Origin of the sequence: uncultured Vibrio sp. (assembly GCF_947488985.1) — a bacterium.
GTDB lineage: Bacteria > Pseudomonadota > Gammaproteobacteria > Enterobacterales > Vibrionaceae > Vibrio.
This window is the reverse complement of record NZ_CANLBV010000078.1, coordinates 1-18,534: the sequence shown is the minus strand read 5'-3', so window position 1 is coordinate 18,534 and position 18,534 is coordinate 1. Positions and strand designations below refer to the sequence as shown.

The window sequence follows — 18,534 nt, the reverse complement described above, 5'->3', positions numbered from 1 at the left end:
TTACTTTTGACAAAGCAAATTATAACTTTTTACCATACTGTTCAAAAAATACTCACGAAAGATCAACACGCCCTAGTTATCGCTCATTGCTTGAGCCTCACCAAGCCCTTGAGTAAAGCCTTGTTGATCAATCTTGAGTGTTTGTGTTGGGAAGGAAATATCCGCGTCGTGCTGGTGAATGATCGCCAGTACTTGCAACAGAACATCTTGTTTAACTTCGTGATACCTGACCCAGTTGACCGTTTTGGTGAAGGTGTAGATAAAGAAGTCGAGCGTTGATGGTCCAAACTTATCAAAGTTAACGATCAAGGTCTGCTTGGCATCAATGTCAGGATGAGCTTCAAGCATGGCTTTTACATCATCAACAATCAGAGCCAGTTTGCTGGCATCTTGATAACGAACCCCAAAGGTTTCATTGATTCTGCGATTTAGCATTCTTGATGGATTCTCCACCACAATGCTACTGAATACTGAGTTGGGTACATACAGAGGGCGCTTGTCAAAAGTACGAATGATCGTCATGCGCCAGCCAATGCGTTCAACGGTGCCCTCGATCTGACGATCGGGTGAGCGGATCCAATCGCCGACTTTGAATGGGCGATCGAAGTAAATCATCATACCTCCAAAGAAGTTAGACAAGAGATCTTTGGCTGCCAAACCGACAATTAGACCACCGACGCCACCAAAGGTAAGTAAGCCAGAGAGGCTGAGGCCAAATGCCTGCATGATGGTCAGCCCACCCATTACCATAAAGAACAGGCGCGCTACCTTCGCAATGGCTTGTACTGTGGTTTCATCTCGATTTTTTTGCTCTAAGACATACGCTTCGGCGTTGCTGATCATACGTAAAGTAAACCAAACAAAGGTACAGATGATCAGTATGTGTTTTAGGGTTTTTAACCAGTTTATTTCATTACCAAACTGGTCTTGGAGGATCAAACCTACAGAAACCATGCCTGGCCAGCACCAAATTAGGGTACTGACGGGGGTTTTCAGGGCATCGAGCACCAAGTCATCCCAATGAAAGGGCGTTTTTTTTACCAATATTTCTAATCGGTTATGGATTATGCGCCAAATCACCCACGCGAAAAAGCTCGCAATGGTGATGAAGAGAACGCTATTCGCCCAATCACTATGAGGGTGGTCTATATAGGTTTGAAATTGAGTGATAAATTCATTCATTTTATGTACTGCCACAGAAACGATAAGTTGGAAACTAGCAGAAATTACCGGTGTTCTCTACCTTAAAAATCAGGCAATTATGATATTTGTCCAGGTGCAATGTTGCACGTTGTTTTTTTGAGATAGAAACGAATACCTTGTTGGCTTAATGGCTTAATGGCTTAATGGCTTAATGCTTAATGGTTAATGCTTAATGGTTAATGGTTAATGGCTTAATGGTTAATGGTTAATGGTTAATGGTTAATGGTTAACGGTTTAACGGCTTAGCATTTCTTCGCGGTGTAACTATAAATCGGTCGATATCGGCTTATATAACCAACCAAGCCAGCACTAGGCTGGCTTGGTTGTTCTCATTATTTATAGATTAAGCTCGTTAGCGCTCAAACATCTCAACGTATTCTTCGTAACCTTCTTCTGCTAATTTATCGGCTGGAATAAAGCGCATGGCGGCTGAATTCATGCAGTAACGTAACCCTGTGGGTTTTGGACCATCTTTAAATACATGGCCGAGGTGAGAATCACCAAAACGACTACGGACTTCTGTTCTTGGATACAGCAATTTGTAATCCGTGGTGGTGACTACGTAATTCTCACTGATCGGTTGAGTGAAGCTCGGCCAGCCTGTTCCTGATTTATATTTGTCTTTGGATGAGAACAAGGGTTCACCCGTCACGATATCAACATAAATTCCCGGTTCTTTATTATCCCAATACTCGTTATCGAATGGACGTTCAGTGGCGTCATCTTGCGTCACTTGGTATTGGAGCGTTGTCAGCTTGGCTTTGATCTCTGCGTCTGTAGGCTTGACGTAGGTCTTAGCATGGGTTGCCATATTTTTACTATTGATGATCTGGCGGATAGTTTGCGGATTTTCCTTTCTATCATCCCCGAACACCTTATCTAGGTACTGATCACGACCAGAAGCATAGCGGTAGTAGTTATAGCGCACCTTACTCTTCTTGTAATAATCTTGGTGATAGTCTTCAGCAGGCCAGAATTTTTCAAATTCAATTAGTTCTGTTTTCAATGGTTTGTCGAATATCTTAGCTTTATCGATCTCCATCATGAAATTTTGAGCAATCTCTTTTTGCTGTTGGTTATGATAAAAAATAGCAGGTCGATAATGTGGGCCCCGATCAACGAATGAACCTTTGTCATCGGTAGGGTCTATGTGTCGAAAAAACTGGTCAAGCACCTGCTCATAGCTCACCACATCGGGGTTGTAGTTGACACTGATCACTTCGATATGCCCGGATTTACCGGATGACACTTGCTTGTAGGTTGGATTTTCTTGCTCGCCACCAGAATACCCAGAGATAACGTCTGTTACGCCTTTCAGTTTTTCCAAATCAGACTCGGTACACCAAAAGCAGCCACCAGCTAGGGTTGCGATTTCATTTTTCGTTGAATGGGCTGCTTTATCCATTGTATTGGCGGTGCCAGTTTGGCTTACAAATAACGAAATCAGTGGCAATGTAGCCACGAGGGATACCAATATTTTAGATAGTTTGTTCATAAATACCTCACCTTGGCGTTCTTCGCATTCGATCTTGAATGTACGAATAAAGACAGATTTTAGATGAAAAAAATTGCACCATTCATAAAAAAAATGTGTTGAAGAGAAATCTTGCTCATCCGTCCCACCAGTAGTAGGGTGTGCGTATTGGTATCAAATCATAGATAATGATGGCGGTTTTCGTCTATCTAAGGAACAACATGCAAGCTGAAGTTAAATGGGTAGAAGGCTTTAAATTCCTAGGTCAATCTCAATCCGGCCACTCTATTGTTATGGATGGAAGCGCAGGTGCAACGGCTCCAAGCCCAATGGAAATGGTATTAATGGCCGCTGGTGGATGTAGCTCTGTGGATGTGGTCGATGGCTTGAAATCTGCGGGACAGAAGATTAGTGGCTGTAACGCCAAGCTAGACACGACTCGTCGTGAAACCGCGCCAAAAGTCTTTACCGTGATTAATATTCATTTTGAAGTCTCGGGTGACAATCTTGATCCTGAACTTGTGGCTAAAGTCTGTGCGGATTCATTAGAAAAATACTGTTCAGTATGCTTAATGCTAGGTGATGCAGTAGAGATGACTCACAGCTGGGAAATCGTTTAATTCTCTAATGGCATCTTCTTAATGTTAGATGCGTTAGTGTGCGTACATATAAAAAGCTGAACACGTTAAGTGCTCAGCTTTTTTAGTTCAGTCAAAACATTGAACTTAGAATAAAACCACTATTACTCTGTAGCTTCTGTCATTATTTCTTCAACTTGTACTTCTTGGATCACTTCTTGTTCGTATTCAAAACCAGGGATAGTCGCTTCAACACGTCGGTTTTGAGCTCGTCCTTCGGCTGTATCATTGGATGCCACAGGATTTGCTTCACCTTCACCTGATGCTGAAATACGGTCTGCTTCGATACCTTGCCCTTCGATGTATGCCGCGACCGCAGCAGCACGTTTCTCAGAGATCATCATGTTGTAATCTTCCTTACCGACTGAATCAGTGTGACCCACAACAATCACTGACGATTGAGGGTGAGTTTTAAGTACTTCAACTAGCGGTTGCAATGCAGCCTTGCCGTCGGCAGACAGCTCTGCACTGTTTGTGGCAAACATTTCTTGAGAGAAACTTTCGGTTTGTGCTTTCGTTACCACAACCGTCGTCTCTTCAACCATCACCACGGCCTCTTCAACTGGCTCTGATGGTGCTTGTGTTATTGCCGCTGCAGCTGCAGCCGCTGCTGAAGCCGTTGTATTACCTGTTCCAAAGTTATAGCTGAAACCAACGGTAACCAGGTTAGAGTTCAGGTTTTGTATGATCTTATCGTCGAAATCATCAAAATATTGGTATTCAATTCTTACAGCCCAATCATCATAGAGCTGCTTTTCAGCACCAATACCAAGCGCTAATACAATGTCGTCTTCATCAGCATGCTCGATATAGGCAGGGCCCGCTTTGAAGAAAATATCAAATTTATCTTGTACGGCGAGTCGATACATAGGGCTTAAAGATATCGCAAGAATAGAGTCGCTGTATCTTTGCGTGATACCGTTGTTATTAAAACTGGTGTCATAATCGCCCAAGTAGTCCGCATTCAATTCGAGAGCAAAGGCATCAATAAAGTTGTAGCCCACGAAAATACCACCTGCAACAGAATCATCTTCACAGCTAACGCTATCGACACAGGCACTATCTAACCACCCCATACCCACTTTAGCGCCTAAATAAGTGCTTCCTGCGATTGACGGCGCTGCTGCTAGGCCTGAAGCAGCAATAACAACACACATGATCTTCGACAGTTTTTTCATAATCGTATCCTTGGATTAATTTATTATTCGTTGAACCTACTCAAAACAGCGTTTAACGGTTGCTTGTATCACTCACTGCGGTCACCGTTAAATCAAGTAATGGATTCAAGGTCAGTCTATTTGTGAGCCGTAACCTTAATGCTTTTCCTACTGCATATAAGAGCCCGATGATTGCTGGGTGCCTCCACTTGTTGGCTATTTGTTGTCGCATGTTAAATTTATAGCCTAGCTTCTGGAATTTGCAAATTAAGATCATGAGAAATAAGTGAAAAACTTATGTTTCATCATGCCAATAAAACAATAATTATCGCGTAGCAATTAAGTAGATTAAGGAGGAATGAATGCTTATTGAAGTTTCATACTGGATAGGGGACTCGTTAATTTTCGTCGACGAAGAAAAATAGCTCACTCTTTTTTATTTTTAGTCGGTTCGTTAGCAAGTAAAGGCGTGAGATAGTGAACCATACTTGTTATTAATGCGCTTACCATTACTTGTGCGGTAGTATGCTATCGCTGGCTCAACGTATAGAAGAGCGCAAGTGAGGCGTTTTGTATTGCCGTTGGCCAAGGAGCAGCGAGCGATAAGAACAACAATGAAAGGAAGTGAAGTGCAGTACCTAAAAATCAAAGATGTCATCGTAGAGCAGATAGAGTCGGGGATGCTAACGCCGAGGCAGAAGCTGCCTGCGGAGCGTAAACTGGCAGAATCGTTTGATACGACGCGAGTGACCTTGCGTGAAGCCTTGTCTTTACTTGAAGCGGAAGGGCGAATTTATCGAGAAGACCGACGTGGTTGGTTTATCTCTCCGGCTCCACTTCGCTATGACCCAACACAGACACTGAATTTCACTAACATGGCGCTATCGCAAAATCGTAAGCCAAAAACAGAGCTAGTGGCGGCGAAAGGCATGTTAGCCACCAAGGAGGCGACTAAGCTTCTTCAGCTTCAACCTTTCTCTGATGTTTATCGAGTAGACAGAGTTCGTTACCTTGAAGACAGGCCAGTTGTGTATGTAACCAACTACATTCGACCTGAGCTGTTTCCTAACTTGCTCGACTATGACTTATCTAAATCCTTGACCGACATCTACCGTGAGCACTTTGGTGTTGTGTATCAGGCGATTCGCTATCGAGTGAGTTCAACCTCTTTGCTTGGTGAAACTGCGCAAACTCTGCGTGCGACTTCTGGCTCTCCCGCGATGGTTATCGAGCGTATTAATTACAATCACAACGGCGACTTGGTGGGCTGTAGCATTGAGCACTGGCGTCATGATGCGATCAGTATTGAGTCCATCGTGCAGCTAGAACGCGAGTCTGAATAGATCTGATTAGCTCATCTCAATGCAAAAAAACGCCCTTAACAATACTTTTATCGTTAAGGGCGTTTTATTGATGTGCTGCGCGAAATGACTGATGGAAGCTCATTCCGTACTAAACTTATTTAGTTAAAAGGCTTAGTCAGTTAAAATCTAGTCAGCTAAAGTGCGCGCATCTTGCTGCTTCAACACTTTATGACCATCTTCCGTGACGCCACGTTTCCAATAACTGCTGATGTAAATGTTCTCTTTTTCTACTTCTTTTTCGTTACGGAAGTACTGTCTCAGCTCACGCATGTCTTCAAACTCACACGCAGTCCAGACTGAAACCTGACCATTTAGCCATTTTATATTACGTACGGTTTGTGAAAGTGACTCTGAGGTTTCATCTTCAATTAGCCAAGTGATCTTGATGCCCTGAGGCGCTTCTAGCTTTTGTTTGTCTTGTGCTGAGTTTATTTGGATCACCGCGTGACCAATCGCAGTGCCTGGCAGTGTTTTGATCTTTGCAGAAAGTGCGGGTAGGGAAGTCATGTCAGCGGCAAAGAAAAACCAATCAGCTTCATGGTTCAGCCCTTGAATTAAGCCTGGGCCAGCCACTGAAATCGTATCTCCTACGGTTGCATTCATTGCCCACCTTGCTGCAAAGCCACATTGTAAATCTGTGGTGATGTGGCGAACGAAATCGACCTCAATACACTGTTCTACAGGATCATATTGACGGATGGTGTAGGTGCGCATGGTTGGTCGCTCACCTTCATTTAGTTGACTTAAATCAGTCGTGCCCAGTGGTGAGAACATAAGCTTGATGTAGCCACCAGCACATTCGGTTGGGTATTTACTTAATCCTTCACCACTCAGCGTTATCCGCTGCATGTTCGGTGTAATTGTTGAGGTTTGAGTAACGGTTAATGTGATAGGGCTAGGCTTACGCATATAAGGCTCTCTTAAGTTTTAATTTCCACATCATAATCTTGAATAACCGAACACTCAATATTAATGGTTCTCATTTACCTTGATTTACACTCACCGCTAATTAAAGCAATGTTATGTATATAATTAAGCCCTTTAAATTAACTTAAAGGGCTGAATAAATATGAGGAATGGAACCTGTCAGAGATTAGCTATTCGCGTGCTCTAGTTCCGCTGCTTCATCGGCGACTTTCGCAGCCTCTAGCATCTTACGAATGATGAATGATGAAGCCAATGCAACACCAACCATCACGACCGCTAGAACAGTCAGCATTTGGAAGTAATTGCCATAAACCGTTTGTACAATGTGTTGTGTGATCGCTTGGCCTTTCTCAAGTGCGATTGACGTTGAGAATACCGCACCCACAATACCCGACAGTGCCATTGCCACATAGAACATACTTACAGAGAAGTTCTCAATGTGTTTTGGTGCAACAGACAGGATAAAGGCCACAACCATTGAGCCTACAATCACTTCACCAAATGCTAGGAAGAAGTGGATAGCTAGGAACACCTCTGGGCGAATTATTACATCTTCACCTATCGTTGTTACGGCGAGCGTAAGAATACCAAACGCGATAGCGGCGAGGATGAATGAGAAACCGACTTTTGTCGCCGTAGAGAAGTTAATGTTTTTCTTTTCTAGTTTAGAGAAGGCCGCTGCAATCATAGGGCCTGCAACCATACACCAAAGTGGGTTCATTGCCATTGACGCTTCAGGCGCAACAGGGATGAAGCCAAACAGGTCACCACGCATTGTGTTGATCGCTACCATTGTCATCGATGTCATCATCTGACCGTAGTACACGAAGAAACATGTCGTTAGAAAGGTGATGATTAGGATAGTACCCATCTTAAGCATCTCTGATTTCTTTGATTTTGCCATCAAAGAAACGAAGTAGATGATCGCACCACCGCTGATTGCATAAACGATGTTTTGGCCGATATCCATGTTAGAAAACATGAAGAATACTAAGCCAATCATCGCAGCTGAAAGCGTTAAGAAAGCAACCCAGTTTTTTGTGCTTACTGGCTTTTGGTCAATCGGTTCACTTGCCGCAACGAGACCTTTACGGGTGATGATCAGCATTAGAAGTGCCGAACCTGCCAAAACAGCTGAAAGCAGGAAGCCACCGTGGAAACCAACAACAAGCACCAGCATTGGGAACAGGTATTGGCCTAAAAGCGCACCAATATTGTTTACTGAGTAGTTGATAGGGTAGCAGTTTTCAAAATCTTCATGAGTTTTGAAGGTACGCTTGTACAGGCTTGGGTAAGAAGGCGACATCAAGCCACGTGCGTAGCTGGCTAGCGCAATACCACATAATGCCATTGGTACATTGGTAGAGGCTGCACCTAATACCAGTAGTAAGTAACCACTAGAGAAACCAAGATATGAGACGGTTAGTGAGCGATACGCGCCTAAAAACTTATCTGCAATGAAGCCACCAGCGATAGCAAAAAGGGGACCGATAGCGGAAAATGCACCAACGACCATCATAGTGTCGGCTTCATTGTAATTAAGCTCTTCAAGGAAGAAGCGAGTCAAAATCACCATGACGCCATAGAACGAAAGTCCGAACATCATCTGGCAGAACATCATTGATTTGTTTAATCTATTCCACATTATATTATTCTCACATTTGGATTTAGATGCAGTGTAATTGTCTAATTATAATCTTATTGGTGGCAATATATAAGCCTTAATGTGTCGTTCGTGCACCCATGTAGCGGGTATGGTTTTCTTGATATGGTGATTCATATTTCTCATCCGATGATTGATATTTTTCATGCATGAAATATGCAATGTTAGGTTTTGGTTGTGGGTGTCAGCCAATTTACAAGCTAATGGTCCAGATTCGACGCTAAGTGACCGAGTAATAAGAGAAACAAAGCTGCAACAAGTAGGGTTAATATTTTACATTGAGGTGAGGCGCACTCGAAACGGGCTTTAGCTGAAAATAGTAAAGCCAGCACGAGGGCTGGCTTTGTTTCGAATGTGGAAACTTAGTTTGCAAAAGTGAGGGCTGGTTGGGGCTAAATATCACCCTCATTGTACGCTCTTAGTTGTATACCATCTATTCGCAAGGTGGGGCCAAATGGATCATTGCTAGCCCCCCGAGAGAGGTTTCACGATATTTCTTGTTCATGTCTTTACCTGTTTGGTACATGGTTTCAATCACTTTGTCCAATGAGATAAGGCATTTACTCGTCCGCTTCAGCGCCATTCGTGAGGCATTGATGGCTTTGATTGCCCCCATCGCATTTCGCTCGATACAAGGTACTTGAACCAAGCCGCCAATCGGGTCACAGGTCATACCCAGAGAGTGCTCCATTGCGATTTCTGCGGCAATACAGATTTGCTCGTTGCTACCACCACGTAAGGCTGTTAAACCCGCCGCTGCCATGGATGAAGAGACGCCGACCTCTCCTTGACAGCCTACCTCTGCGCCAGAAATGGACGCATTGGTTTTGTATAGGATACCGATAGCGCCAGAGACGGCTAAGAAGTCTTTTATTTGTTTGGTATCCAGTTGCTTGATGAAACGATGGTAGTACATCAATACCGCAGGAATAACCCCCGCTGCACCATTAGTGGGGGACGTGACAACCTGCCCCCCCGCTGCATTCTCTTCACTGACAGCGAACGCAAACAAATTAATCCAATCCATGATCTCCATCGGATCGTTTTCAATCGAGGCATTTGCCTCAAGTTTTTTCAAAAGAGCAGGCGCTCGACGGGTCACTTCAAGACCGCCATCAAGAATGCCTTCCGTTTCAAGACCTCGTTGCATACACAGCGACATCACCTTCCAGATTTGCTGCGCTTTATGGTCAATGGCCTCCATATCTTGAAATGAAACTTCATTACGCAGGATCAAGCCCCCAAGGCTAAATCCGTGCTGCTCGGCCAATTCCAACATTTGGTCGGCAGAAGAGAAAGGGAATTCAACCTGTGTTTCAGGTTCTTGTTTTCCATTTTGCAGTTCATCAGCGGTTGCGATAAAGCCACCACCGATGGAGTAGTAAGTTTCCATATCCAGAAGGCGACCGTCTACGTCAAAGGCTGAGATCGTCATACCATTTTCATGCAGCGGTAGGTTCTCTTTGTGGAAGAGTAGGTCAGTTTCGACATCGAAATAAATGCCATGCCTAGCGCTCACCAGCAGAGATTTATCTTTAATGGCCTTGCTCATAGCCAAGTTGGCACTGGTGATTTTTATCGTATCCGGTTGGTTACCAAGTAGGCCCAATAGTGTGGCACGATCGGTATGGTGACCAATACCTGTGAGTGACAGTGAACCGTATAAATCGATTTGAATACGGGTTACTTGCTCAAGTATAGGCTCAATCTTTTGAGTAAAATTAAAGCCAGCGATCATCGGCCCATTAGTATGAGAGCTCGAAGGCCCGACCCCAATTTTGTAAATATCAAAAATAGACAGCATAGTAACTTCCTGTGAGACGGTTCGGTCAATGACCAATAGTATGCATTATTGCGAGCCAGATTTAAGAATTTAAAAATACTTCTATTAACAATTATTGTATACATAACTCACTCCATCTAATTATAAAAACGAGATTTGAACATAAAATGGACATTGAACACCTCATCATTGTGCTAGGAAAACGACTGAATAGGAATCAATTAACGGATGAAGGTGTCAGTCGAGTCGATGCTTTGGTGGATTACCTAAAAGTCGAATCCAATCGACAAACTGCCGTTGCATTTTGCGGCGGAGTGACAAAAGGCCAATCGATATCTGAAGCGGACGCAATGCACAAATATTATCTAAGGCTTGAAAGCCAGCTTAGCCCCTCGTTTACCTTAGGGGCGATGTTGCTTGAACAACTGTCGACAAACACTGTTGAGAACATTCAGAATTTAGCCTCACAAATGATCGAGACTGGTCTGTTTGTGTGTGGGCAGAGCGTGAAAGTGACATTTATCTCGAATGACTACCATTTGCAGCGAATTTTCGAGATTCAAGCCTTGATGGATGAGCAAGGCTTACTCAAGGTTTTGATCGAGAAATGCTCGGAACTTGGCGTGAATTTAAAGATAAATCGTCAGTTAGCTGCTCATGTGGCTGTGCCTTACCCGCATCAAAACATTCAAGGGCAACTGTTTTTATTGATGGATGCACTGACAACCTATCGCGTCTATCTTGAAGGTGTGTCAGCCGGTGTCTTTAAGCGTGATTTACAGCGTGTGAGGCAGCAACCAGAAAGACTGTCTTTAGATGCTTTGGCTGTTGCGAAACTCTTAGTTGAAAAAGAGATCGCAAACAGAGCGGCAGTAGAGACAGAATCAGTCGCGACTGCCTTCGTTAAACAAAGTGGGTTCCAAGAAGGTTCGGTAGGGCCGTCATCTTATTTAGATATTGTAGGCAGTTTGCTCCCGTTATTGACGCACTGCATCCAGCAGACCCCGGCAGATACTGGCATACATAAAGTGAGGGAGTACCTTGCTCTATTAGACACTAACCTAACGTTATTGAATCGATATTTAGATCCGGAGTCGGACCATACACCTCGTTGGTGGCGATAAGCCGTTATTTGTTTTTTGTAAAACCAAAAACAGTGATTAAACTCGCGAAGGCAATCAAGCAGTAAGCGAGAAGCTCAGTGCCTTCTTCAACAAAGGTTTTTACATTACTAATATAGTGCTCGCCCATGATGCTTTGCCAAAAACTGCCCATACCAAATAAGCGGGTAAAGACCAGCAGCAGCATCACGCTCGTTATCAATAAGTTCATGTGCGGTGAACGTAAAATAAATGCAAGCTGGTCGAGAGTCTGTTTGCCGTTTTTTACGGCGTAGAAAATCGCGGCAGCGGCAGTGAGAACGGCGGGGTATACCCATACGCCATGTGTGATCATATCAAGCCAATGGTCCAGTTCACGAATCAATAAAACGGCAAAAAAAGCACTGATCAAAATGGCGGCATGCCTTATTTCATAGCGTTGTTTGGCGAGATAAAAAAAAGCGACAGAAGAGACAACCAAAAGACATTGCTGCAGTATTTCGGTTAATGAGCTCTCACCAGCTCTACCACTCAATAGCGAGGAATCGATACGAACGGCTACGTTGACGATAACGCCAATCGCCAATATCACGAGCGCCGTTTGACAGCGCTTATAGATGATTTTTGATGTTGATTGAGAAACATGGAATTCAGGGAGTTCAAGAGACATAGGCTTTGCTCTCTTATTTTGATTGAGCTTTCATATCTCACATTAGATGCCAGCTGAGGCTCAGATGATAATGCGAGAAATGAAACGCGATTCAATCGTGAATTTTTACGCTAAATGGTCACCCAGAGGTGACTGTTTTACGTACCTTCATGATATTTGTAGTCATAGAAAGTCTTGGGGGCTACATACACCTGACAAGAAAAAGATATCTTGCAATCAATCTATCGAAGATCAACTTTGTTCAGCTTGATCGTGGTTGTTTTTGTAGTACTCCCATTGCTCAACACGCTCACCGTCTTCAAATACGCAGTAAGTGGTGCGTTGATTGTTTTCGGTCACCGTATCTAACTCGCCATCCTGCTGAACACAATAAACGGATGCGGGGTTTGACACTGAAATACGCTGATCTTCACTATATTCGGCATAGTCGTTAGCGCACCCCCCTAAAACAAGAGCAAATACTGACATCAAACCCATTCTTTTCATGCTTTTCTCCTCAGTGATAACGTAAAGGTGATTCTTTGAATTCGATATAATCAGAATCGGACCCTATAAAATGAGTATATTTTAGATTTCAGAAAAGGTAGTGGAAATTTAGCCAAGATATTGAAATAGGGTGATCTTCACCCAGTCTAAATGTCTTTTTAGGTGTGCGAATCAGCGGGCTGGAGAAAGGTATCAACTCAATCTGTTTGTCTACTTTCGACAGGCTGGAAAGCGCTAGCACCTCTCCAATCTATTGATAGTTATGGTATGATGCCGCCAAATTCAGTTGAGCAGCCAGTAGCATGAGACATCTAAAAACCACCATTCACCCTGATATTGATCACTTAGACAATAAAACCGTCTATAAGCGTAATGCAGCACGAGCGATCGTCTTAGATGGTGAAGACATTCTGATGCTGTATACCGAGCGTTATCACGATTATACCATCCCTGGTGGGGGCTTAGATGAGGGTGAAGATGTTATTGCCGGCATGGTCCGTGAACTGGAAGAAGAGACCGGAGCAAGCAACATTCATAGCATTAAGCCGTTTGGTATTTTTGAAGAATTTCGCCCTTGGTACAAAGATAATGCGGATATGATGCACATGATCTCGTACTGCTACTCATGCAAGATTGATCGTGAGCTGGGTGAGACGAACTACGAAGAGTATGAAGTGAAAAATGGCATGCGTCCGGTTTGGATCAACATTCATCAAGCGATTGCTCACAATGAAAAAACCATGGCGGAGAGCCCGAAAAAGGGCATGAGTATTGAGCGTGAAACCTTCTTATTGCACCTTATTGCTAAAGAGATGCTTTAGTACTGACCAGTTTGACACTGCCTGACCTCACTCAGTTTCGCTATTTTGTGCCGCCACTCAGGCGGCAAAATTTTGTCTGCTCGGCTCAAGAGCCGTTATCGAGGCTTATCAACAACATAGTTGATGTTGTCAACTATGTTGTTTTGATGTATGTTTAGGGCCGCTATTTGTCAACTTAGGGTTTCATAACTTGTGGCATTCCATAACTTGGCGTTTCATAGCCTAGCGTCTCATATCTAGCTATGATTAGCCTATGCCTGATTAAGCAATCGAATTGCTTTGAGCCTCTCCTAAACAAAGAATACTATGAATAAAAGACAGTTTATTGCCCATTATTTGCGCATGAATCGCACCTCTTACTTACTGGCGATTGTGTTCATTTTTCTTGTCAACTGGTTGCAAGTTGAGATCCCTCGTTATATTCAATTGGCGATAGATTTGATTGATGATGCCTCTTCAGCAGGTCACCAGCAGCTTCAAAGCTATGTCTGGATTGTGGTCGGGATGTCAGTTGCTATGGTTGTGGTGCGGATCCTATCGCGCATTTATGCACTAAACCCGGGGCGAATTACCGAAGCATCGCTTAAAGGAACGCTTCTACAAAAGCTCAATCGCCTGCCTAACAGTTTTCATGAGCGCTTTGCTTCTGGTCGCTTAATCTCAATCATCAATAATGATCTTGCTGGCATCCGCTTAATGTTTGGAGTGGGTTTTCTCCAGTTCTTCAATGTGCTGCTCGCCCTGTCGTTAACGCCTCTTTATATGTGGCGCATCTCCCCAGAGCTAACCCTGTATTCGATTATTCCTATCTCAATTGCCTTTGTGATTTTCCGTGTCGGCTTCAAGCGAATGAAAATCCTGCATTTAGAGCATATGAAGCGTTTACAAAATTTGTCTGCTCAGCTGATGAGTTACTTGTCTGGGATTGATTTGATTAAGAGCCAACAAATGTCACCTTGGGTGCAAGCGGAAACCGAAAAATTGAATCAACTTTTGCTTGAGTGCCGCCTTAAGATCACTCGTATTCAAGTGTTCTTCATGCCAGTGTTGGATTACGCCAATGATCTGATGAAGATTATTATTCTTGGGCTTGGTGGTTATATGCTTATGAGGCAGGAGCTGACTCTCGGTGAGATCACCGCTTTTCTAACTTACTCGGTTTTGTTGGCAATGCCACTAATGCAGCTAGGCCGAATCGCCACGATCTATCAGCGTGGTATGGTTGGTATTCAAAGTGCGCAGACCATTCTTAATGCGAAAATACCAGTGATTGATCAAGAGACATTGCCGGAACTCGATGTTGAAGCGCTAAAGGGAAAAACGTTCTCCGTTCGCAACCTGAGCTTTAGCTATTCCGGTGAAGATCGCATGATCCTTGATGACATCAGCTTTGATATTCCTGCGGGGAAAAAAGTGGGGGTGCTCGGCGGGATCGGTGCGGGAAAAACCACACTCGTGAACTGTTTGAACCACCACTTAGAGGTTCCAGCAGGCTCTGTTTTTCTAGGAGAACGAGATATTACAAGCTTCTCTCGCAGCGATCTGCGGCGATATCTGAAAACCGTCACACAAGATCCTTATCTGTTTTCAGCTACCGTGGAAGACAACATTCGTTTTGGTAGCTTTGATACAGATTTGGCAAAAAGTCAGGTTGATGAAGTGTTGGAGCTCAGCCAGTTGGCCAGTGATGTCATGCGCTTTGAGCATGGCGATCAAACTTTAGTCGGTGAGAAAGGCATCATGTTGTCAGGCGGGCAGAAGCAGCGCCTAAGTATTGCTCGCGCTCTGCTGCAACCCACCGATTTGATCATCATGGATAATGTGCTCTCTGCGGTTGACTATGAAACCGAGAGGAAGATCTTAGAAGGCTTGTTTAAGAGATTAGAAAATCAGTCGGTTTTAGTGGTTTCACACCGCGTGAATGCCCTTGAATATATGGATGAAATCATCGTGTTGAACGAAGGTAAAGTGATCGCGAAGGGCGACCACGCAACGTTATTGAAAACGTGCGATTACTATTACGATACATGGCAACTACAGCAGAATGAAACGGAGGCTGCAGCATGTTAAAAGGTGTTGATGTTAAGTATCTTAAGCACTTTTTTAAATTTGCTAAGAAATACAAAGGCTCTGCGATTCTGGGCATTGCCATGCTTCCGTTCACAGTCATCACCAGCTTATTGTTTCCTTGGCTGATCATCCAAGTGATCGATGTGCATCTCAGCCATGGCGATATGGATGGCCTGCTCGAATACGTGTTCTATTTAGCTGCCGTGCTGGTGGCGAGCTATGTGGTGGATACCACTTATTCGTATAACCTGCGTAAAACCGGGCAACACACCATCACCGATATGCGTTCAGTGCTGTTTGCTCGCGTGCTAAAACTGCCTCGCAGCTATTTTGATAACACACCGATAGGCGTAACGCTTTCACGCCTAACCAGTGACTTGGAAACCATCGGTGAGACGTTCGTTCAGTCGGTGGTTGGGCTCGTCAAAGACAGCATTAATACCATAGCTCTGTTGGTGATGATGTTCTTCATTGACTGGCAACTGACGCTGATTGTATTGGTCATTATGCCACCAGTGATGTACTTGACGGTGTACGTGAGAAACCGACTTCGTGCCTTATATAAGGTGACTCGTTCTTCGCTGGCTCGTGGTATTGGCTTTTTACAAGAAGTCTTATTTGGCATGAAAACCGTTCAGATGTACCGAGCGGAAGAGCAAGTCGAGCAACGTTACCAAGGTTATACCGATGAGTTTCTAAGAGCACAGAAGAAGATAAATAAATACGATGCGATTTTGTTCTCGTTTATTTCAGGCGTGACCTCCGTCACCATCGCGCTCATGATCTGGTATGGCTCAGGGCAAGTCATCGAAGGAGCGCTGACCTTAGGTGTGCTGATTGCCTTTATCAATACGCTAGAGAAAGTGTTTGTCCCGATCCGCGACTTTACTTCGCAGATCGCTTCAATCCAGAGTTCATTTGCAGCGTTTGACCATATTGAAGAGCTGTTTGTTGAGCCGACTGAAGAGGAAGGACGTAACCTGCTGCCATCTAACAAGGTTGAGAAACAGCTCGAACAGTTTGTGAGTCTAGAGTTTAACAACGTGAGCTTCCGTTACAAAGACGACTCTCCATATGTTCTAAAGAATGTCTCGTTTGTATTGGAGAAAGGGCATCAAATCGCCCTTGTGGGTTCGACGGGGTCAGGCAAGTCGACGATTCTTCGTTTGATCTCTAAAACTTATCAAGACTATGAAGGCAGTATTCTGTTGAATGGCATTGAGCTATCAAAGATCTCAAGTGAGGATTCGGCGCATTTGTTCTCAATGATGATGCAAGACGTGCACTTATTTGAAGAGACAATCCAATTCAATATCGCGCTTGGCAAAACGCATCTATCTAGAACTGAGGTTGAACAGGCGGCGCGTTATGTTTATGCCGATAAGTTTATTGAACAATTGCCACAAGGTTATGACTTCCACTTGGAAAAGAGCGGCTCCAACTTGTCTGTAGGGCAAACGCAGCTGATATCGTTCGCTAGAGCGGTTGCACAGGGTGGTCAATTGATGATGCTTGATGAAGCGACCAGTTCGGTAGATTCAATCACTGAAGATCTGATTCAAAAAGCAATGCAGCGCCTTTTCAAGGAAAAAACCGTGATTGCGATTGCACACCGCCTTAGCACTGTTCGTCACTCTGACACGATTCTAGTATTAGAGAAGGGGCAAATCGTCGAACAAGGTAATCATCAGCAGTTAGTCGCACACAATGGGGTTTATGCTGGGTTGTTGAAAGAGTCAATTGTTGGCCCCAATGCTTCTCAAGCAACGGTCGCTTAGGGAAGCTTAGATGTCTTAAATTGGAGACTGTGGTTTCGCTTAGAACGACGGCGGGTACTGACACAGATATCGGCGCGGTACTGACTAGCGGAGTGGGTGCCCGTCGGCCGTGGCGCTCTATTGTTTGTTCTATCAATTTGAGACAATTTAAAAAATATAACATATTTTTCGATAATAAATATGTTATGATATCCCTACTACTAAAGGGGTGCTATTAGGCACCGGGGTGTGTGCAAGCCAATGCTAAGCGTGCTTGTGTCAGTCACTTTCTGGCGAATATGGAATCGAAAATGTTGTTGGAAGAAGTTGTAGAAATTATCGAATTAACCGACTCAGACCATTTATCTCAAGCAATGGCACTGTTCAACGAGCATGGCTTTGTTGATACTGAGTCTTTGCCGTTTATGAACGTTGTTTTTGAAACGGCACCAGAGCAACTTGCAAAGAAATTATCGCAAATAGGCTTTAAAGGCACAGTGCAAGTTGAGAAAAATGAAGATGCGTCAGGTTTCATCATTGTTGATGCTGAGCGCGTTTTGCTAAAAGATTCTGCTCAACAGCAAGACTCTATCCCGCTTAGTAAAAGTGCTTAAGCCATACCGCACTCATTCTAGAAATAGGCTCTAAGTTCATTTAAAGAGCTGAGTTCAGTAACACCAGTATGATTATTTGAGGTTAACACCGTGACAACAGCGACCGTTTCATCAACCGAGCAACACATTTCCAACGAGCATGCGCTTTTAGGTGCATCGTTATTAGCGTCTCAAAAAGTTGAGTTGGCTTTGTTCAGTGTTATCTCTAAGTTAGCAAAGGCACTTCCTAAAGAAGCTCAGCCTCTGTTGGGCTTGGACGTACAAAGCTTTTTAAGAGAGCAACCAAGTGAGCAGGAGGCGATACTCGCCTTGTACGAACAAACCTTTGGCGAGCAACTGCCTTTAAATCGACATCAAATGAGCGATTTTATTTATCACAGAAACTTGGTCGCTCGCAGTTTCTGGCTAGTGACAGGTGCTGATATTAAAGGTGGCGAGAAGCTGGCTAACCCAGAACTTTACCTCAATGAGTTTTTGGCCAAATGTGAACATTGGCAAGTGCTGCTTGAGAGCAAGTCATTCAATTGAAACCACAAAAGCCATAGCGATCGGAGTCATACCATATTTAAATTTATCAAAACTGCCGCTTAAGACTTGGCTTGTTTCTTAATAGGTGCCTTGCTTGAAAGAGTTTTTGCGCTGCTATTCGCACTTTTTTAATTTGCATGTTCTTATTGGGATAACAGAAAGGCTAACATGCAAAGCTTGCGCCCTTAAAAAGCCATGAGATATTAGGGCGTGTTGATCTTTGCTGTACATTTCGCGTTCAACAATACATCGGTAGCCACATCAACATGAATGCCAGCG

16 protein-coding genes are annotated in these 18,534 nt (G+C 43.8%); 8 read left to right on the top strand and 8 right to left on the bottom strand.

The genetic code is table 11. From position 1 onward, the window contains the following. Positions 1-72: 72 nt before the first annotated feature. Both Q1A70_RS14965 and msrB read right to left on the bottom strand, forming a co-directional pair. Positions 73-1,182 carry a mechanosensitive ion channel family protein gene (locus tag Q1A70_RS14965; protein ID WP_299693111.1) on the bottom strand — a complete coding sequence of 370 codons (1,110 nt, stop codon included), beginning with the start codon at positions 1,180-1,182 and terminating at the stop codon, positions 73-75. 373 nt (positions 1,183-1,555) lie between these two features. Further along, positions 1,556-2,698: a peptide-methionine (R)-S-oxide reductase MsrB gene (gene msrB, locus Q1A70_RS14960; protein ID WP_299693114.1), complete on the bottom strand. Its 1,143-nt coding sequence runs from the start codon at positions 2,696-2,698 to the stop codon at positions 1,556-1,558. 200 nt (positions 2,699-2,898) lie between these two features. Here msrB and Q1A70_RS14955 point away from each other — a divergent pair, with 200 nt between their 5' ends. Continuing rightward, positions 2,899-3,297, top strand: coding sequence for an OsmC family protein (locus tag Q1A70_RS14955; protein WP_299693117.1), 399 nt, complete (start codon positions 2,899-2,901; stop codon positions 3,295-3,297). A 122-nt stretch (positions 3,298-3,419) separates the two neighbouring features. Here the strand turns inward: Q1A70_RS14955 and Q1A70_RS14950 are convergent, their stop codons facing one another. Beyond that, the gene (locus Q1A70_RS14950) at positions 3,420-4,493 is read right to left on the bottom strand and encodes an OmpA family protein (RefSeq protein WP_299693120.1); all 1,074 of its coding nucleotides are present in this window, start codon (positions 4,491-4,493) and stop codon (positions 3,420-3,422) included. Between the two features lie 608 nt (positions 4,494-5,101). On the opposite strand from Q1A70_RS14950, the gene phnR reads away from it, so the two are divergent. Next, positions 5,102-5,815: a phosphonate utilization transcriptional regulator PhnR gene (gene phnR / locus Q1A70_RS14945; protein WP_299693153.1), complete on the top strand. Its 714-nt coding sequence runs from the start codon at positions 5,102-5,104 to the stop codon at positions 5,813-5,815. A 147-nt stretch (positions 5,816-5,962) separates the two neighbouring features. Here phnR and Q1A70_RS14940 read toward each other — a convergent pair whose 3' ends face one another. The 3 genes from Q1A70_RS14940 to Q1A70_RS14930 form a co-directional block, all read right to left on the bottom strand. After that, the gene (locus Q1A70_RS14940) at positions 5,963-6,745 is read right to left on the bottom strand and encodes a siderophore-interacting protein (protein WP_299693123.1); all 783 of its coding nucleotides are present in this window, start codon (positions 6,743-6,745) and stop codon (positions 5,963-5,965) included. A 184-nt stretch (positions 6,746-6,929) separates the two neighbouring features. Beyond that, entirely contained in the window at positions 6,930-8,408 is a 1,479-nt protein-coding gene (locus Q1A70_RS14935; protein WP_299693127.1) for a peptide MFS transporter, read from the bottom strand. 451 nt (positions 8,409-8,859) lie between these two features. Further along, positions 8,860-10,230: an L-serine ammonia-lyase gene (locus Q1A70_RS14930; RefSeq protein ID WP_299693130.1), complete on the bottom strand. Its 1,371-nt coding sequence runs from the start codon at positions 10,228-10,230 to the stop codon at positions 8,860-8,862. A 146-nt stretch (positions 10,231-10,376) separates the two neighbouring features. On the opposite strand from Q1A70_RS14930, the gene Q1A70_RS14925 reads away from it, so the two are divergent. Then, on the top strand, positions 10,377-11,333 hold the full coding sequence (locus tag Q1A70_RS14925) for a YdcF family protein (RefSeq protein ID WP_299693133.1): 957 nt from the start codon (positions 10,377-10,379) through the stop codon (positions 11,331-11,333). 4 nt (positions 11,334-11,337) lie between these two features. On the opposite strand, the gene Q1A70_RS14920 is transcribed toward Q1A70_RS14925, so the two are convergent. Together Q1A70_RS14920 and Q1A70_RS14915 are read right to left on the bottom strand one after the other, a co-directional pair. After that, positions 11,338-11,979, bottom strand: coding sequence for a hypothetical protein (locus Q1A70_RS14920; RefSeq protein ID WP_299693136.1), 642 nt, complete (start codon positions 11,977-11,979; stop codon positions 11,338-11,340). 231 nt (positions 11,980-12,210) lie between these two features. Beyond that, positions 12,211-12,465, bottom strand: coding sequence for a DUF333 domain-containing protein (locus Q1A70_RS14915; protein ID WP_299693138.1), 255 nt, complete (start codon positions 12,463-12,465; stop codon positions 12,211-12,213). Between the two features lie 302 nt (positions 12,466-12,767). Here Q1A70_RS14915 and Q1A70_RS14910 point away from each other — a divergent pair, with 302 nt between their 5' ends. From Q1A70_RS14910 to Q1A70_RS14890, 5 genes are all read left to right on the top strand, one after another. Continuing rightward, complete coding sequence (locus Q1A70_RS14910; protein ID WP_299693140.1) at positions 12,768-13,286, top strand: NUDIX hydrolase; 519 nt, start codon at positions 12,768-12,770, stop codon at positions 13,284-13,286. A 306-nt stretch (positions 13,287-13,592) separates the two neighbouring features. Beyond that, positions 13,593-15,356 carry an ABC transporter ATP-binding protein gene (locus Q1A70_RS14905; protein ID WP_299693142.1) on the top strand — a complete coding sequence of 588 codons (1,764 nt, stop codon included), beginning with the start codon at positions 13,593-13,595 and terminating at the stop codon, positions 15,354-15,356. Further along, positions 15,350-17,134 carry an ABC transporter ATP-binding protein gene (locus tag Q1A70_RS14900; protein ID WP_299693144.1) on the top strand — a complete coding sequence of 595 codons (1,785 nt, stop codon included), beginning with the start codon at positions 15,350-15,352 and terminating at the stop codon, positions 17,132-17,134. Before Q1A70_RS14905 ends, Q1A70_RS14900 begins: the two co-directional genes overlap by 7 nt. A gap of 290 nt (positions 17,135-17,424) precedes the next feature. After that, on the top strand, positions 17,425-17,727 hold the full coding sequence (locus Q1A70_RS14895) for a hypothetical protein (protein WP_299693147.1): 303 nt from the start codon (positions 17,425-17,427) through the stop codon (positions 17,725-17,727). Positions 17,728-17,817: 90 nt separating this feature from the next. Further along, complete coding sequence (locus Q1A70_RS14890; protein WP_299693150.1) at positions 17,818-18,255, top strand: hypothetical protein; 438 nt, start codon at positions 17,818-17,820, stop codon at positions 18,253-18,255. Positions 18,256-18,534: the final 279 nt, after the last annotated feature.

Bases quoted from the DNA above. Each gene is read 5' to 3' on its own strand.
- Q1A70_RS14920 (WP_299693136.1), bottom strand. From the start codon at position 11,979: ATGTCTCTTGAACTCCCTGAATTCCATGTTTCTCAATCAACATCAAAA.
- Q1A70_RS14935 (WP_299693127.1), bottom strand. From the start codon at position 8,408: ATGTGGAATAGATTAAACAAATCAATGATGTTCTGCCAGATGATGTTC.
- Q1A70_RS14950 (WP_299693120.1), bottom strand. From the start codon at position 4,493: ATGAAAAAACTGTCGAAGATCATGTGTGTTGTTATTGCTGCTTCAGGC.
- Q1A70_RS14930 (WP_299693130.1), bottom strand. From the start codon at position 10,230: ATGCTGTCTATTTTTGATATTTACAAAATTGGGGTCGGGCCTTCGAGC.
- Q1A70_RS14895 (WP_299693147.1), top strand. From the start codon at position 17,425: ATGTTGTTGGAAGAAGTTGTAGAAATTATCGAATTAACCGACTCAGAC.
- msrB (WP_299693114.1), bottom strand. From the start codon at position 2,698: ATGAACAAACTATCTAAAATATTGGTATCCCTCGTGGCTACATTGCCA.
- Q1A70_RS14925 (WP_299693133.1), top strand. From the start codon at position 10,377: ATGGACATTGAACACCTCATCATTGTGCTAGGAAAACGACTGAATAGG.
- Q1A70_RS14955 (WP_299693117.1), top strand. From the start codon at position 2,899: ATGCAAGCTGAAGTTAAATGGGTAGAAGGCTTTAAATTCCTAGGTCAA.
- Q1A70_RS14900 (WP_299693144.1), top strand. From the start codon at position 15,350: ATGTTAAAAGGTGTTGATGTTAAGTATCTTAAGCACTTTTTTAAATTT.
- Q1A70_RS14905 (WP_299693142.1), top strand. From the start codon at position 13,593: ATGAATAAAAGACAGTTTATTGCCCATTATTTGCGCATGAATCGCACC.
- Q1A70_RS14965 (WP_299693111.1), bottom strand. From the start codon at position 1,182: ATGAATGAATTTATCACTCAATTTCAAACCTATATAGACCACCCTCAT.
- Q1A70_RS14915 (WP_299693138.1), bottom strand. From the start codon at position 12,465: ATGAAAAGAATGGGTTTGATGTCAGTATTTGCTCTTGTTTTAGGGGGG.
- Q1A70_RS14910 (WP_299693140.1), top strand. From the start codon at position 12,768: ATGAGACATCTAAAAACCACCATTCACCCTGATATTGATCACTTAGAC.
- Q1A70_RS14940 (WP_299693123.1), bottom strand. From the start codon at position 6,745: ATGCGTAAGCCTAGCCCTATCACATTAACCGTTACTCAAACCTCAACA.